The sequence below is a fragment of the Corallococcus exercitus genome, from assembly GCF_042231735.1.
Lineage (GTDB): Bacteria > Myxococcota > Myxococcia > Myxococcales > Myxococcaceae > Corallococcus > Corallococcus exercitus_B.
In genome coordinates this window covers 3,737,946-3,752,292 of the sequence record NZ_CP102577.1, presented here as the reverse complement: position 1 = coordinate 3,752,292, position 14,347 = coordinate 3,737,946, and the positions used below count along the sequence as shown (strand labels likewise).

The 14,347-nt window shown below is 70.7% G+C and carries 13 protein-coding genes; 8 read left to right on the top strand and 5 right to left on the bottom strand.

Annotation, left to right across the window (positions count from 1 at the left end):
- Positions 1-10 precede the first annotated feature (10 nt).
- A complete protein-coding gene (locus tag NR792_RS14470; protein WP_375760623.1) occupies positions 11-1,216 on the bottom strand; it encodes a DNA polymerase IV in 1,206 nt (401 codons plus the stop codon).
- A 41-nt stretch (positions 1,217-1,257) separates the two neighbouring features.
- Between NR792_RS14470 and NR792_RS14465 the strand changes: the two genes are divergently transcribed.
- Positions 1,258-1,671 (top strand): secondary thiamine-phosphate synthase enzyme YjbQ, encoded by a 414-nt coding sequence (locus NR792_RS14465; protein WP_375760622.1) that lies wholly within the window; start codon positions 1,258-1,260, stop codon positions 1,669-1,671.
- Here the strand turns inward: NR792_RS14465 and NR792_RS14460 are convergent.
- Together NR792_RS14460 and NR792_RS14455 are read right to left on the bottom strand one after the other, a co-directional pair.
- Positions 1,668-2,609, bottom strand: coding sequence for an RluA family pseudouridine synthase (locus tag NR792_RS14460; protein ID WP_375760621.1), 942 nt, complete (start codon positions 2,607-2,609; stop codon positions 1,668-1,670). The genes NR792_RS14465 and NR792_RS14460 overlap by 4 nt on opposite strands.
- A complete protein-coding gene (locus tag NR792_RS14455; RefSeq protein WP_375760620.1) occupies positions 2,606-3,721 on the bottom strand; it encodes a serine/threonine-protein kinase in 1,116 nt (371 codons plus the stop codon). Before NR792_RS14455 ends, NR792_RS14460 begins: the two co-directional genes overlap by 4 nt.
- Before the next feature lie 128 nt (positions 3,722-3,849).
- Between NR792_RS14455 and NR792_RS14450 the strand changes: the two genes are divergently transcribed.
- Positions 3,850-5,748: a protein kinase gene (locus tag NR792_RS14450; protein ID WP_375760619.1), complete on the top strand. Its 1,899-nt coding sequence runs from the start codon at positions 3,850-3,852 to the stop codon at positions 5,746-5,748.
- Between the two features lie 7 nt (positions 5,749-5,755).
- On the opposite strand, the gene NR792_RS14445 is transcribed toward NR792_RS14450, so the two are convergent.
- Both NR792_RS14445 and NR792_RS14440 read right to left on the bottom strand, forming a co-directional pair.
- On the bottom strand, positions 5,756-7,630 hold the full coding sequence (locus NR792_RS14445; protein ID WP_375760618.1) for a MopE-related protein: 1,875 nt from the start codon (positions 7,628-7,630) through the stop codon (positions 5,756-5,758).
- The gene (locus NR792_RS14440; RefSeq protein ID WP_375760617.1) at positions 7,627-8,457 is read right to left on the bottom strand and encodes a hypothetical protein; all 831 of its coding nucleotides are present in this window, start codon (positions 8,455-8,457) and stop codon (positions 7,627-7,629) included. The genes NR792_RS14445 and NR792_RS14440 overlap by 4 nt, the downstream gene beginning before the upstream one ends.
- A gap of 138 nt (positions 8,458-8,595) precedes the next feature.
- Between NR792_RS14440 and uppS the strand changes: the two genes are divergently transcribed.
- The 6 genes from uppS (at position 8,596) to NR792_RS14410 (ending at position 14,298) form a co-directional block, all read left to right on the top strand.
- Positions 8,596-9,393 (top strand): polyprenyl diphosphate synthase, encoded by a 798-nt coding sequence (gene uppS / locus NR792_RS14435; RefSeq protein WP_120526451.1) that lies wholly within the window; start codon positions 8,596-8,598, stop codon positions 9,391-9,393.
- Entirely contained in the window at positions 9,390-10,220 is an 831-nt protein-coding gene (locus NR792_RS14430; protein WP_375760616.1) for a phosphatidate cytidylyltransferase, read from the top strand. Before uppS ends, NR792_RS14430 begins: the two co-directional genes overlap by 4 nt.
- Before the next feature lie 84 nt (positions 10,221-10,304).
- Positions 10,305-11,936 (top strand): RIP metalloprotease RseP, encoded by a 1,632-nt coding sequence (gene rseP / locus NR792_RS14425; protein ID WP_375760615.1) that lies wholly within the window; start codon positions 10,305-10,307, stop codon positions 11,934-11,936.
- Positions 11,937-11,947: 11 nt separating this feature from the next.
- The gene (locus NR792_RS14420; RefSeq protein ID WP_375761620.1) at positions 11,948-12,430 is read left to right on the top strand and encodes a septal ring lytic transglycosylase RlpA family protein; all 483 of its coding nucleotides are present in this window, start codon (positions 11,948-11,950) and stop codon (positions 12,428-12,430) included.
- 25 nt (positions 12,431-12,455) lie between these two features.
- Positions 12,456-13,199 carry a tRNA (adenosine(37)-N6)-threonylcarbamoyltransferase complex dimerization subunit type 1 TsaB gene (gene tsaB / locus NR792_RS14415; protein WP_120526443.1) on the top strand — a complete coding sequence of 248 codons (744 nt, stop codon included), beginning with the start codon at positions 12,456-12,458 and terminating at the stop codon, positions 13,197-13,199.
- A gap of 67 nt (positions 13,200-13,266) precedes the next feature.
- Complete coding sequence (locus tag NR792_RS14410; RefSeq protein ID WP_375760614.1) at positions 13,267-14,298, top strand: aspartate-semialdehyde dehydrogenase; 1,032 nt, start codon at positions 13,267-13,269, stop codon at positions 14,296-14,298.
- Positions 14,299-14,347: the final 49 nt, after the last annotated feature.

Genomic DNA, 14,347 nt, shown 5'->3' with positions numbered 1-14,347 from the left:
TGGTGACGCGCTACCGCTTCGGTCTCTCCAGGGGACGCTCGGAGCGCGGGTCGTCGTCATCCGGTGCCTCCGCCCCCGCGATGTCCGCCATGGTGATGGCCTTGCTGCCGAAGCGGGCCGCGATGCGGTCCATTGCCTCGTTCAACTTCGACGACTTCGGCGCCGCCGCCGGGAACAACCCGAGCTGCGCCTCGTCCTCGTCCAGCTGCACGCTCACGCCCGTGAGCCGCATCGCCTTGCCTTCGTGGGCGCGCTCCAGCAGCTCCAGCGCCGCGCGGTAGATGACCTGTCCGTCGTCGGTCGCCTCGCGCAGCGTGGTGCGCCGGGTGATGAGCGTGAAGTCCGCGAACTTCAGCTTGAGCTGCACCACGCGCCCCTTCAGCGACGCGCGCCGCAGCCGCCGGGCCACCCGCAGGGCCTGCGCGTGCACGTGCGGCTTGAGCACCTCCAGGCCCGTCAGGTCCTCCTCGAACGTGTCCTCCGCGCCCACGCTCTTGGCCGCCCGGTCCGGCACCACGTCCCGCGCGTCGATGCCGTGCGACAGCTCCCACAGGTGCTTGCCGCTGGACGCGCCGAAGCGCTCCTCCAGCCAGCCCGCGTCCCGCGCCGCCACATCCCCGATGGTGACGAGCCCCGCGCGCTTCATCGCCTCTTCCGTCTTGGGCCCCACGCCCCACAGCCGCGACACCGGCAGCCCGGCGAGGAAGGCCACCGTCTCCTCCGGCCGCACCTCGCGCTGGCCGTTGGGCTTCGCCAGGTCGGAGGCGATCTTCGCCACGAATTTCGCCGTGGCGATGCCCGCGGAGGCCGGCAGGTTCAGCTCGTGGGCAATCTCCTTGCGGATCCGCTTCGCGATGTCCGCCGCCGCGCCGAACAACCCCACCGACGCCGTGACGTCCAGGAAGGCCTCGTCCAGCGACAGGGGCTCAATCAGCGGCGTGTACCGCTCGAAGATGGCGAACACCTGCTCGCTGGCCTCCGCGTACGCGGAGAAGCGCGGCTTCACCACGATGGCGTGCGGCGCCTGCTTCACCGCGCGCGCCATGGGCATCGCGCTCTTCACGCCGAAGGGACGCACCTCGTAGGACGCGGCCACCACCACGCCTCGCTGTGCATGCCCGCCAACGATGACCGGCTTGCCCCGGAGGGACGGGTTGTCGCGCTGCTCGACGGACGCATAGAAGGCGTCCATGTCCACGTGGAGGATGGCTCGCATGGCGTGAGTCACTCTAGTGGCCCCCTCTGACAGTGCGACCCATGAAGACCCTCACCGAATACCTCTGGTTCGAGACGAAAGCCCGCCGGGAGCTGGTGCGCCTCACGGACACCGTGGCCGCCCTGGTGAAGAAGAGCGGCATCCGGGAGGGCATGGTGCTGGTGTCCGCCATGCACATCACCGCGGGCATCTTCGTCAACGACGACGAGCCCGGCCTCCACGAGGACATCTGGGACTGGCTCCAGCACCTGGCGCCCTCCGGCCCCGACTACCGCCACCACCGCACCGGCGAGGACAACGGCGACGCGCACCTGAAGTCCATGCTCGTCCACCATCAGGTGTTGATTCCCGTCACCGCCGGCAAGCTCGACCTGGGCCCCTGGCAGCAGTGCTTCTACGCGGAGTTCGACGGCCAGCGCCGCAAGCGCGTCATCGTCAAGGTGATGGGCGACTAGCCGGCCACGGGCCACGACAGCCCGTGCCGCGCCAGCTCCGCCACCAGGTCCGGCGGCAGCGGGCTCTCCACCTTCACGGGCGCCTTCGTCACCGGGTGCGGCACGGTGAGCGAGCGGGCGTGCAGGAAGAACCGCCCCAGCTCCGGCGCCTCGCGGCCCCCGTAGAGCGCGTCCCCCACGAGCGGCGCGCCCACGCCCGCCAGGTGCGCGCGCACCTGGTGCAGCACTCCGGTGAGGATTTTCACCTCCACGAGGCTGTAGTCCCCGGAGCGGGCCAGCACCTGGAAGTGGGACAGCGCCTCGCGCGCGTCCTCGGCGCCGTAGGGCGCGGGCTCCACGCGGTCCGGGTGGCGCGGGTGGTGGCGCAGCGGCACCTCCACCTCGCCCTCGTCCGCCAGCGGGCCCGTCACCAGGGCGACGTAGCGCTTGTCCACCGCGCGCTGGCTGAAGGCCTCACGCACCGCGGTCCACGCCTCGCGCGTGCGCGCCGCCGCGAGGACGCCGGACGTCTCCACGTCCAGCCGGTGGCACAGGCCGCCCTCGCGCGGGTCCTGGGACGCCTGCGCGACCTCCGGGTAGCGCGCCACCAGGGCGTTGGCGACCGTGCCCGTCTCACCCGGCTGCAGCGGGTGCGACGCCCGGCCGGCGGGCTTGTCCACGAAGAGCAGGGCGGCGTCCTCGTGCAGGACGACCAGCGGGAAGTCCGTGTCGGGCACGGCCTCGCGCGGGGCCTCCTCCACCGTCACGGCGACCTTCTGGCCGGCGGTGATGGTGAGCCCCTTCTTCGCGGGGCGGCCGTCCACGCGCACCTGGCCCTCCTCGAAGAGGCGCTTCAGGCGGGCGCGGGACAGGCCCAGGGCCTCGCCCACGAACAGGTCCACCCGCTGGCCCGCCTTGTCGGCGTCCACGGTGAGGGTGTGCGTCGTCGTCGTGGTCACTCGGAGAGGGCCTCGTACACTTCCTCGGCCGTCTGGAACCGGTCGTCCGGCTCCTTGCGGATGAGGCGATGGGCCACCCGCGCCAGCTGCGGGTCGCCATGCAGGTTGAGCGCGAGCAGCGGCGGGGGTTCCGTCTCCAGCACCTGACGCCACAGCTCGTGCGGCGTTTTCGCGTCGAACGGCGGACGCCCGCTCATCAGCTCGTACAGGATGACGCCCAGGCTGTACAGGTCCGAGCGCCCATCCAGCGGCTCTCCCAGAATCTGCTCCGGGGCCATGTACCGGTAGGTGCCCACCAGCTTGCCGTCCGCGGTGATGCCCGCGTCGTCGGCGAGGAACTTGGCCAGGCCGAAGTCCATCAGCCGCACCTGCCGGTCGTCGTCCACCATGATGTTGGACGGCTTCAGGTCGCGGTGCACCAGCCCGTGGCCGTGGATGTACGCCAGCGCCTCGCACACCTGGAGCATGGCGTCCTTCAGCTTGCCCATGCGCTCCGGCCGGTTGAGGTCCGCCATCCTCGGCGTGGCGGGGGCGCGCGAGGGCGGCGGCGAACGCGGGGCCGCGCGGCGCGGGTCCACCACGAGCATCCCGTCCGAATCCGAGTCGTCCCCGGCGCCGTGGAAGCTGGCCAGGTCCTCGCTGGGCGCTTCTTCCGCGAAGGCGTTCAGGTCGAAGGTGCCGTCGTCCTCGCTGGCGTCGTCCGCGTCCTCGTCCGGGCCGCCCTCGCTGCCGAAGTCGTCGTCCGCGGTGCGGCGGATGGCGAGCGGGCCGCGCGAGGAGGGCGTGGGCGTGTGCAGGTCGTTGAAGCTCACGTCCAGGTAGTGGCGCAGCGTGAGCCCCTCGATGAGCTCCATGGCCAGGTACGGCTGGCCCGCGTGGACGCCGGCCTCGAAGACCTTCACCACGTTGGGGTGGGCCAGGTCCGCCAGGGTCTCGAATTCGCGCGCGAGTCTCCGGGCCGCGCGGTCGTCCAGCGACGGGCCACCCGTCGACAGGAGCTTCAGCGCGACCTCGTCGTTGCTGCGGCGGTCCAGGGCCCGATAGACGGTCCCGGCCCCGCCACTGCCGAGCGTCTCCAGCACGCGGTAGGGACCAATGGCCTTGGGAGGCATGGGAGGGCGGATCCTACGGAGCACGTCACGTCACGGTCAAACACGCAGACGTGTCCTGGGAGACAGCGGACGCCTGTCCCCTTGGGACGTTTCACTTTTCCGGTAAACCGTGGGAAAGCTCTGGGTCCATGCAACTGGGGAAGTACCAGCTGGTGCGGAAGATCGCCTCGGGGGGCATGGCGGAGGTGTTCCTCGCGAAGGCGGCGGGCCCCCGGGGTTTCGAGAAGACCCTGGTGCTCAAGCGCATCCTGCCGCACCTGGCGGAGGACGAGGCCTTCGTGGAGATGTTCCTGGGCGAGGCGCAGCTGGCCGCCCGGCTGGACCACCCGAACGTGGTGCAGATCTTCGACTTCGGCGAGGTGGACGGCAGCTACTTCCTGGCGATGGAGTACATCGACGGGCCCACGCTGCGCAGGCTCATCAAGCGCTCCATGGAGCTGAAGCAGCCGCTGCCCGCGGGCGTGTGCGCGAAGATGGTGGCCGCCGCGGCCGAAGGGCTGGCGTTCGCGCACGAGCTGACGGACGCGGAGACGGGCGCGCCGCTGGGGCTGGTGCACCGGGACATCAGCCCGGAGAACGTCCTGGTGTCGCGGCAGGGCGCGGTGAAGGTGGTGGACTTCGGCATCGCGAAGGTGGCGGGGCAGAGTCACCGCACGGCGACGGGCGTGGTGAAGGGGAAGGTCGCGTACATGCCACCTGAGCAGCTCCAGGCGAAGGCCATGGACGGGCGCGTGGACGTGTACGCGCTGGGCATCGTGCTCTACGAGCTGCTCACCGGGAAGCGGCCGTTCGAGGCGACGACGGACGTGAGCATGATGCAGGCCATCCTCTTCGAGCCGTTCGTGCCCGCGCTGACGCGCCGGCCGGACCTGCCGGAGGCGATGCAGCGGATTCTGGAGAAGGCGCTCGCGAAGGACCGGGCGCAGCGCTACCCGGACTGCCGCGCGTTCCAGGCGGACCTGGAGCGCTTCGTGCTGTCGCTGGGTGAGCCGGTGGGCGCGTATCAGATTGCCCGGCTGGTGGCGCAGGTGATGGAAGGGGTGGAGGCCACGCCCGTTGCGGCCACGCCCGCGAAGGGGCGGGAGACGGCGGAGCTGGTCAGGCCGGACAAGGCGCCCCCCGCGAAGCAGCCCGGGGGAGGGGAGGCGGTGACGACGCCCATGCCTGCCCGTGTGGGCACGGCGTGGGAGCCGTTGTCCTCGAGCGCGTCGATGGAGTCGCCCGCGGTCACGGCGTCGGGGAACGACGCGCGGTCGAGCCAGTTCGACGCGGCGACGGATCCCGCGACGCCATCGGCGGGCAGCCTGTTGCCAGCGGCTCGATCCGAGCGCTCCACGTGGTTCAAACCGGTGGAGGTTTCGGAGTCCGGCAAGCCCGCCACGACAACGCGTGCCCACCGGAAGCTGGCGGCGGGCGCGGTCGCGTTCGTGAGCATGGCCGGGCTCGTGGGCGGGCTGGCGCTCCTGGGCCGGAGTGAGAAGGCCGAGGACCCTGTGAGCCCTCCTGCGCCGGTGGCTCAGCAGGACAAAGCACCCGCGAAGCCGGTAGACCCGGTGGTGATCCCGACCGTGCCCGAGGCGCGCGTGGAGCCTGTGGCCGCCACGGTGGACAGTGGCACGCCGACTGTCGTGGCGGAGGTGACGCCCGCGACGGGGGCGCCCGTGGAGGCGCGCGATGCAGGGCCGGTGACGGAGGTGGCTCCGCCCACGGCTCCGATTCCGGCGTCACGACCCTCGGCTGACGTGAAGCCTGTGGCTGTCAGCAAGGTCACGACGCCTGTACGCCGCACAACCCTGGTCCGCCGTGAGCTGCCCAAGGGCAAGGTGGAGTTCCGCGTCCGTCCGTTCGGCATGGTGTCCCTGGACGGCAAGCCCCTGGGGCAGACGCCCTTCGCCGCCGTGGAGGCGACGGAGGGCTGGCATCAGGTGCGCGTCGTGAACAAGGACCTGGGCAAGGACGTGACGAAGCCCTTCGAGGTGAAGGCGGGGCAGGACAACGTCTTCAAGCTCAACCTCGCGGCGGAGTGACGGCGCATCAGGGGCCGAAGTGGAACAGCGCGCCGTCGTAGCCCGCGGCCCAGATGTCGGTGGGGGAGGTCGCGTCCATGGACATCAGGAGCCGGCCGTTCGTGTCGACGTAATCCTGGCGCCAGGCGGTCCCGCCGTCGGACTGCAGCCCATGGAAGAAGATCCGGCCCTGCCGGGAGGCCGCGTAGACGGCATTGCGTGAGAAGGAGACCACGCTGGTGAGGTCGTCCAACGGCCCCGTTCCCGAAGGAGGCGCGGGCAGTGGATGCCAGCCGCTCGAGTCCCGCTCCAGGACCAGGCCGTTGTCCCCGACGGCGTGGGCCCGTTGGGCATCGAGGACGTGGACGCCGCGCAAGAATCCCTGCCCCTGGACCGCGCCCAGGCTCTCGGAACGCCAGACATCCTGGGTGGAGTCATAACGATAGGCTCGCGGCACCCAGCCCGTGCCGCCATCCAGTGCCTCCGCGCCCACGGCGACCAGCGTGTCTTCCGTCCCGTAGCTGTCGATGGCTTGCAGGTTCGCAGGCAACACGGCCATCAGCACAGGATCCCTGCTCAACGAGACCCAACGATAGATGGCGCCTTGGCTCGTGACGCCATATGCGATGGCACGCCCTCCATCCACGTTCGCCATGCCCGTGACGCCGGTGAAGGAGGGATGTGCCACATTCGCGCTCGATGCCCGGATGCAAGGCTCTCCCGGCATGCGCGTCATCATCTCGCCGTGATGATCCACCGCGAAGAGTTGCCCCGTGGTGTCGGCCCACGCGGCCCGGCGGCCCTCGTAACCTCCGGCGCATACACCAAGCTCAGGGACCACGACTCCTCCGTCCAGGGAGAACATGCCCTCGTTCGACCCACTGAGGAACCAGGCACCGCCCCGGGCATACGCGGCCACGGCGGACAGATCTTCGACACCGGCACCCGCGACCTTCTTCCAGGAGATGGCAGCGCAACTCAAACCGTTGTCCGCCCGGCCGTCGCAGTCATTGTCCAGGCGGTCACAAACCTCCGTGAGACCTTGGGCCACGAAGGGCGAGCTCTCATCGCAGTCCGCTGCCACCGAGGTCGCGCCAGGGATGGGGGCCGCACAGGAGATGCCTGCATCAGCACCTGCTCTCCCGTCCCCATCCTCGTCGATGTACCAGGCTGTTGGGGCAGTCGTGCTCACACACTGCGTGCCGACCTGGCTCAGGTCACAGGCCAGGACTCCGAAGCATTGCAAGGCATCCTTGCAGGCTCCGCCCACGTTGAAGTTCTCGTCCTTCTCGTCGTCGCAGTCGTCATCCCTTCCATCACAGCGGAACTCAATCTGGTTGGGATGGATGGATGCGTCCGTGTCATCGCAATCCGTGCCGCCACTGGCCACGGAGGCGTAGCCGTCTCCATCCAGGTCCACGGGCGTTCCACCATCGAGGGGGGAGGCCGGTGAGACTTCCAGTTGTACGGATGCGACGGCCCCCTTCGAAACCTGGACTGTCTGCCCTGCACGGCTCAGGACGGTGCTGTTGGCGCAGGCATACTGGAACGCCGTGGCCGTCAACCTGAACGCTGTTCCCTGCTTCTCGGACAGCAGGACACGCAGCTTGCTGGAGCGCTCCGGCGTCACCTGCGTAGCCCCCTTCAGCTCGGTGCTGCTCAGCTCCTGCTCCTTGGCGTCCAGCAGCGCGACCCGGATGCAGCCGGGTCGGAGGTCCCGGACCCGAACTTCAAGGGCCATCCCCCGGTCACAGAATGCGTTTTCTGTCAGGCGAAGGGTTCCGTCCTGGAAGTCATTGCCGACGTCCGTGCAGAACCGCTGCAAGGCAACGTCCTCATTGCTGGGCACGGTGCAGGCGCCCGCGAGCAGCGCGCACGCCGTTGTCGCAAGCCACGCCTTCATGGCGTGGCCTCGGCGACAGGAACCTCACCCATCAGGAAGTACGTGGTGAGCGCGCCCGCGGCCGCCGCCAGCGCCGTGCCGAAGAGCACGTTCGCCACGACCGCCTGTCCCCGCGCATCGTCCAGGTGCCCGCTCACGCTCGAAGACAGCTCCGCCTCACGCGCGGAGTTCACGCTGCCGCGCGATTGGAGCCCGATGATGGACCCCACGCCGCCCGCCACCACGCCCGTCCCCAGCAGCACCCACGACACCGTCGGCACCCGGCGCATCCCGCGCTCACGGGCGTCCGCCTTCAGGTCCACCCCTGGAGCCGGAGCCGCCGCGGCCTGGGGCGGACTCAACGCAGCAGGAGCCTCCACCACCGGAGGCCGCACCGGCGCATCCGCCGGCTTCGCCAGCGCCGCGCGCTCCTGCACCACCGCGCTCCGCACCGACTCGAAGTCGCTCTCCACCTTGGGAGACACCTTCGCCGGCAGCTTCGCCTCCGGCGCCAGCAGCAACCCCGCCCGGAACGACGCCAGCGCCTCGTCGCGCCGTCCCATGTCCGCCAGGATGACGCCCTCGTAGATGGCGGCCTTGCTGCGCTCCTCTTCCGTCCGCGCCAGCCGCTTCGCCCGGGTCACCGCCGCCAGCGCCTGCTCGGACTCCAGGTCCTCATAGAGCCGGGCCGCCTCCGCCATCGCCGCGTCGAAGTAGCTGCCCGCGGGCCGGGACGCCTGGGTGCCCGGTTTCGCCGTCTGCCCGTACGCCGGCCCCGCCCCGAACACCCACAGCCCCAGCAGCCCGCCGAGCACCCGGAAGGAAGGCCACCCATGAGGAGTTTTCATGGAAGCCGACTTTAACCGGCTTCCTGTCCCCTCATGAACCGTTCACCCCCTCTGGACGACCGCCTGGCCTGGGCGAGGGACCGGGCGTCCACGCGCCCGTGGACGCGACGCGGCGCCGCCGCTAGGGTGCGCGGCTTCATGGATCGCCCTCTTACCGTGTTGCCCACCGCCCTCGAGGCCCAGGTCAAGGCCCGGCCGCTCCCGCGCCACGTGGGCATCATCATGGACGGCAACGGCCGCTGGGCGGAACTCCGCGGCCAGCCCCGGCTGGAGGGCCACCGCGAGGGCAGTGTGAGTGTCCGGGAAGTGACGCGCACCGCGCGCCGCCTGGGCGTCCAGGCCCTCACGCTCTACGCCTTCTCCTCCCAGAACTGGGCCCGCCCGCCGGAAGAGGTCGCCGGGCTGATGGAGTTGCTGCGCGAGTACCTGGAGTCCGAGCGCGCTGAAATCCTCGACAACGGCATCCGCCTCAACGCCATCGGCGAGGTGGACAAGCTGCCCCGCTACGTGCGCGAGCCCCTGGAGCGCCTGCGGGCCGACTCCGCCCACAACACGGGCATGGTGCTCACCCTGGCGCTGTCCTACGGCGGCCGTGAGGAGCTGCTGCGCGCCGCGCGCGACCTGGCGCAGGCCGCCGCCCGCGGTGAGCTGGACCCCGCGCACCTGGACGCCGACGACCTGGAGTCGCGGCTGTGGACCGCCGGGCTGCCGCCGGTGGACCTCATCGTCCGCACCAGCGGCGAGCAGCGCATCTCCAACTTCCTGCTCTGGCAACTGGCGTACGCCGAGCTGTGCTTCACCGACGCCCTGTGGCCCGACTTCCGCACCGAGGAGTTCCTGCGCTGCCTGTCGCAGTTCCAGGGCCGCGAGAGGCGCTTCGGTCTGACGTCCGCCCAGGTCAACCGGGACGACACCCCCCAGCGGGCCAAGGCGTGAACGAGAAGAACAAGAACCTCCTCATCCGCGTTGTCACAGGCATCACCCTGCTGCCGCTGGTGCTCCTGCTGCTGTTCCTGGGCGGGTACTACAGCGCCGTGCTGCTGGGTGCCGCCGCGGCCGTATGCGCCGGCGAGTACTACCTCATCACGCAGAAGCGCCTGGGCGCCGCCGCGTGGGTGGGCATGGCCTTCGCCTTCGTGATGCCGCTCTTGCCGCTGCGAGACGCCGCGCGCACCGGCGAGACGGCCTTCTGGTTGACGTCCGTCTTCTTCTTCTTCGCGTGGATCTACAACCTGTTCCGGGGCGCGCTCGCGGAGGCCCCCACCCGGGCCGCGCACCTCGTCACGGGCTTCCTCTACGGCTCCATCGGCCTCACCGCGCTGTCCGCGCTGCGCCTGCTCCCCGGCGAAGGGCACGCGTGGGTCATCTGCGCGCTGACCATCACCTGGGCCAACGACACGCTGGCGTACTTCGCGGGCCGCTTCCTCGGGAAGCACAAGCTCTACCCGGCGGTCAGCCCGAACAAGACGTGGGAGGGCTTCTTCGGCGGCATGGTCGGCTCGGTGCTGGGCATGTTCATCGCCAAGCTCGGCTTCTTCCCCATCTTCACCGTGTGGGACTGTGTGGTGCTGGGCATCCTGGGGGGCCTTCTGGGCCCCGTGGGCGACCTCTGCGAGTCCATGCTCAAGCGCGCCTACGGCGTGAAGGACTCCGGAAAGCTCATTCCCGGACACGGCGGCGTGCTCGATCGCATCGACGCGCTCATCTTCAACGCGCCGCTGGTGTTCGTCTATGTGCAGTTCGTGAGGCACCTGCTGCCGTAAGTGCCTGATTTCGCGCCTGCCCGCCCGCCTTGCGGCGTGCGTTGTGCGTTGTCCGGCCCAGGGTGCGCGATTACTCTTCCGGCCATGCTCCAGAACCTCGGGTTCTTCATCCTCCTGCTGGGCGTGCTCGTGACGGTGCATGAGCTTGGCCACTTCCTCGTGGCCAAGGCCTGCGGGGTGAAGGTCCTCAAGTTCTCCATCGGGTTCGGGCCGAAAATCATCGGCTTCACCAAGGGCGAGACGGAGTACCAGGTGGCGCTGCTGCCCCTGGGCGGCTTCGTGAAGATGGCCGGGGACCTGCCCCACGAGGAGCTCCCGCCGGAAGAGGCGGCGCGCGGCTTCCTGGCGCAGCCGCCCTGGAAGCGCGGCCTGATTGTCCTCGCGGGCCCGGCCTTCAACCTGCTGTTCCCCATCTTCGTCTACTTCTTCGTCTTCCTGGGCCCCCAGGAGACGCTGTCCACGCGCGTGGGCATGGTGTCGCCGGACATGGCCGCCGCCGCCGCGGGCATGCGCCCCGGAGACCGCATCCTGTCCGTGGAGGGCGAGCCGGTCCGCACCTTCGACGACATGCGCGACGCCTTCGTCGGCAAGTTCAACCGCCCCGTGCCCGTCACCCTGGAGCGCGACGGGAAGCAGCTCGTGGTGGAGGTGACGCCGGAGAAGAGCTCGGAGGTGTCCCCGGTGGACACCGTCGAGCGCGGGATGATTGGCGTGAGCCCCTACCCGCAGCCGCCGGTGGTGGGCGTGCCGGCGGCGTCCCCCGCGGCCGGCGCGGGCCTCAAGAGCTTTGACCGCGTGCTGTCCGTCAACGGCGTGCACGTGCAGGACGAGGCGGCCCTCTACCGCGAAGTGGCCAAGGTGCCGGAAGGCACCCCCCTGAAGCTGAGCGTGGCGCGCCTGGCCCCCGTGGCCGTGGGCGCCGTCACCGGCCGCCTGCCGGAAGTGGTGGAGGTGACCCTGCCGCGTCAGGCCGGCGAGGGCGCGGCGGCGCTGGGCGCGGAGGCCGTGGACCTCTACGTGGCGAGCGTGGCCTCGGGCAGCGTGGCGGAAGCCGCGGGCCTCCAGCCAGGGGACCGCATCGTGTCCATCAACGGCACGCCGCTGAAGTCCTTCAACAAGCTGGCGACGGTGCTCAACGGCCTGCAGGCCCAGCCCTTCACGCTCACGTGGCGCGGAGAGAAGGGCGAGCGCACGGAGAAGCTGGCGCAGGCGCCGCTCAAGACGCGCGACGACTACGGCCAGACGAGCGCCCCGCTGGTGTTCGGCGTGCGCCCGTGGAGCTTCAGCAGCGCGGACCTGCCGCCGGTGGAGAAGGTGACCATCGACCTGGGCCCGGCGCAGGCCTTCAAGGAGGCCGCGCTCATCGTCCCGAAGATTGTCGGGCAGATGGTGCAGGTGCTGGGCGGGCTGTTCGTGGGCAAGGTGTCGCCCAGCACGATTGGCGGCCCCATCATGATGTACCAGCTGGCCGCGAAGAGCGCCGAGCAGGGCCTGGACAGCTTCCTCAACCTGATGGCGATCATCTCCATCAACCTGGGCGTGATGAACCTCCTGCCCATCCCGGTGCTGGACGGCTTCCACCTGCTGTCCGCGGCGTGGGAGGGCATCCGCCGCCGCCCCATCCCCGTGCGCGTGCGCGAGGTGGCGAACATGGTGGGCCTGGCGCTGCTCATCCTGCTGATGCTGCTGGCCGTGACCAACGACGTGACCCGCTAGCCGAGGTGATGATGCAAGGACGGACCGCGCTCCTGCTGCTGGGGATGGGATTCTTCGCTGGCTGCGCGTCGCGCGCGGCGAAGCCCCAGCCGCCGGAGACCGCTGCTTCGGGTGACGAGGGCCCGAAGGTGACGCGCCGGGAGAAGATGCCGCGCAACTACCTGGGGGAGGGCATCGCGTCCTTCTACGGCCCCGGGCTCCACGGCCGGCCCACCGCCAGCGGGGAGAAGTTCAACCAGAACGCGCTCACCGCCGCGCACCGCACCGCGCGCTTCGGGACGTGCATGAAGGTGATGAACATGGAGAACGGCCGCCAGGTGGAGGTGCGCGTCAACGACCGCGGCCCCTTCGTGGACGGCCGCATCATCGACGTGTCGAAGGCCGCGGCGAAGCAGCTGGGCATGCTGGACAAGGGCCTGGCGCGCGTGCGGCTGTTCCGGTGCGAAGACCGCGTGTCGGAAGTGCCGGTGGAGTTCTGGGCCGTCCCGGCCTGAGCGAAGTGAACGGAAGAAAGAAGGGATGTCGCCTGTGTTGCTCGCGCTGGACACCTCCACGCTGACGCTGTCGCTCGCCCTGGTGGAACGCCAGGGGACGGACGTGCGCGCGGTGGAGCACGTGGTGGTGCCGCCGCCGGACAAGCAGAGCGAGGCGCTGCCCGGCGTCGTCGGGGACCTGCTCCAGCGCCACGGCCTCAAGCTGAAGGACCTGGAGGGGCTGGCGGTGGGCCTGGGGCCGGGGTCCTTCACGGGCCTGCGCATCGGCCTGGCCACGGTGAAGGCGCTGGCGTACGCCACGGGGCTCAAGGTGGCCGGCGCGTCGTCGCTGGCGGCGGTGGCACTGGAGGGGCCGGAGGGCGTGCCGCTGTTCTGCCTCGCCGTCGCGCGCAAGGACGACCTGTACCTGGGCGCCTATCGCCGCGTGGGCCACGCCGTGGAGGCGCTGGCGCCCGAGACGGCCATGTCGCCGGAAGAGGTGGCGCGGCGCATGGCCGCCGAACCAGAGGCCGTGGCGCTGGGCCCGGCGCTCGCGGACTACCGGCAGGCGCTGGAGAAGCACGGCGTCGCGCCGCACCGGCTGCTGTCCGGCCCGGCCTTCCCGTCCGCGGTGGAGGTGGGGCGGCTGGCGAAGCTCCCAGAGGCGTACTCCCAGCAGGCGCTCTTCGCCCTGGAGCCGCACTACGTCCGCGCGTCCGAGCCGGAGCGCAATCCGAAGTTCCCGCCGCTGCCGGGCCCCGTGCCCACGGCGCGGCTGAAGGAAGACTGACACCGAAGCCCTGGGCACGCTTCGTCGTGCTCGCGCGGGCCGGGGCGCTGACGTAAAGGAGCCCGTCATGAGAGAGAACCTTCGGATTGCCGTGGTGGGCGCCACGGGCGTGGTGGGCCGCGAGGTGCTGGCCAACCTGTACGCGCGCGACGTGCCGATGGAGCAGGTGCAGGCCTTCGGCTCGGAGCGCTCCAAGGGCCTGGAGGTGGAGTACGGCGAGGACACGCTGGAGGTGGAGCGGGCCTCGGCGGACGCCTTCCGGGGCATCCACGTCGTGCTGCTGGCCACGCCCGCGGAGGCCTCCCGCACGCTCGCTCCCGCCGCGCAGGCCGCGGGCGCGTGGGTGGTGGACGCAAGCTCCGCCTTCCGGAGCGACGGCAACGTGCCGCTCATCCTGCCGGGCTTCAACACGGAGGCCCTGGGGCCGGGCTTCAGCTTCAAGGGCCGGGTGGTGAGCCTGCCCGGCATCGTCACCAGCGCCACGGTGCACCTGGTGGAGCCGCTGCGCCGCGCGTTCGGCGTGGTGCGCGCGCAGGTGACGGCGCTGATGGGCGCCTCCAGCGGGGGCGTGCGCGGCATCTCCGAACTGGAGAAGCAGACCGCGGACCTCCTGTCCGGCCGCGAGCCGGAGCCGCAGGTGTTCCCGCACCGCGTGGGCTTCAACCTGGTGCCCCAGGTGGGCGGCTTCATGGTGAACAGCCCGTGGACGGAGGAGGAGGGCGGCTGGACGCTGGAGGCCGCGCGCCTGTTCTCCGCCCTGGGCGAGACGCCCGTCCTCGCCGGCACCGCGGTGCAGGTGCCCACCTTCCACGGCCACGGCCTCACGGTGAACGTGCAGCTGAAGAAGCCGGGCCCGGTGGAGCAGGTGCGCGCCGCCCTGAAGACGTCCCCGTCCCTCAAGGTGCTGGATGCCCCCGGCGAGCGCGTCTACCCCATGCCCATGCTGGTGATGAGCGACCCGGCGGTCCACGTGGGCCGGGTGCGCGCCTTCCCCCAGGCCCCGGAGTGGGTGACGCTCTTCGCGTCCGTGGACAACGCCGGCCGGGCCGCCGCCCACCTGGTGGACGCGGGCCTCAAGCTGGCGGAACGCCCCGCCTGACAATTTGGCAAAGCCCCCGGGGACGCCTTGCCTGTTTGGCGCGCGAACC

Excerpts from the sequence above, each read along its gene's own strand:
- NR792_RS14470 (WP_375760623.1), bottom strand. The coding sequence starts at position 1,216 with ATGCGAGCCATCCTCCACGTGGACATGGACGCCTTCTATGCGTCCGTC.
- NR792_RS14465 (WP_375760622.1), top strand. The coding sequence starts at position 1,258 with ATGAAGACCCTCACCGAATACCTCTGGTTCGAGACGAAAGCCCGCCGG.
- NR792_RS14455 (WP_375760620.1), bottom strand. The coding sequence starts at position 3,721 with ATGCCTCCCAAGGCCATTGGTCCCTACCGCGTGCTGGAGACGCTCGGC.
- NR792_RS14450 (WP_375760619.1), top strand. The coding sequence starts at position 3,850 with ATGCAACTGGGGAAGTACCAGCTGGTGCGGAAGATCGCCTCGGGGGGC.
- NR792_RS14445 (WP_375760618.1), bottom strand. The coding sequence starts at position 7,630 with ATGAAGGCGTGGCTTGCGACAACGGCGTGCGCGCTGCTCGCGGGCGCC.
- NR792_RS14440 (WP_375760617.1), bottom strand. The coding sequence starts at position 8,457 with ATGAAAACTCCTCATGGGTGGCCTTCCTTCCGGGTGCTCGGCGGGCTG.
- uppS (WP_120526451.1), top strand. The coding sequence starts at position 8,596 with ATGGATCGCCCTCTTACCGTGTTGCCCACCGCCCTCGAGGCCCAGGTC.
- rseP (WP_375760615.1), top strand. The coding sequence starts at position 10,305 with ATGCTCCAGAACCTCGGGTTCTTCATCCTCCTGCTGGGCGTGCTCGTG.
- NR792_RS14420 (WP_375761620.1), top strand. The coding sequence starts at position 11,948 with ATGCAAGGACGGACCGCGCTCCTGCTGCTGGGGATGGGATTCTTCGCT.
- tsaB (WP_120526443.1), top strand. The coding sequence starts at position 12,456 with ATGTCGCCTGTGTTGCTCGCGCTGGACACCTCCACGCTGACGCTGTCG.
- NR792_RS14410 (WP_375760614.1), top strand. The coding sequence starts at position 13,267 with ATGAGAGAGAACCTTCGGATTGCCGTGGTGGGCGCCACGGGCGTGGTG.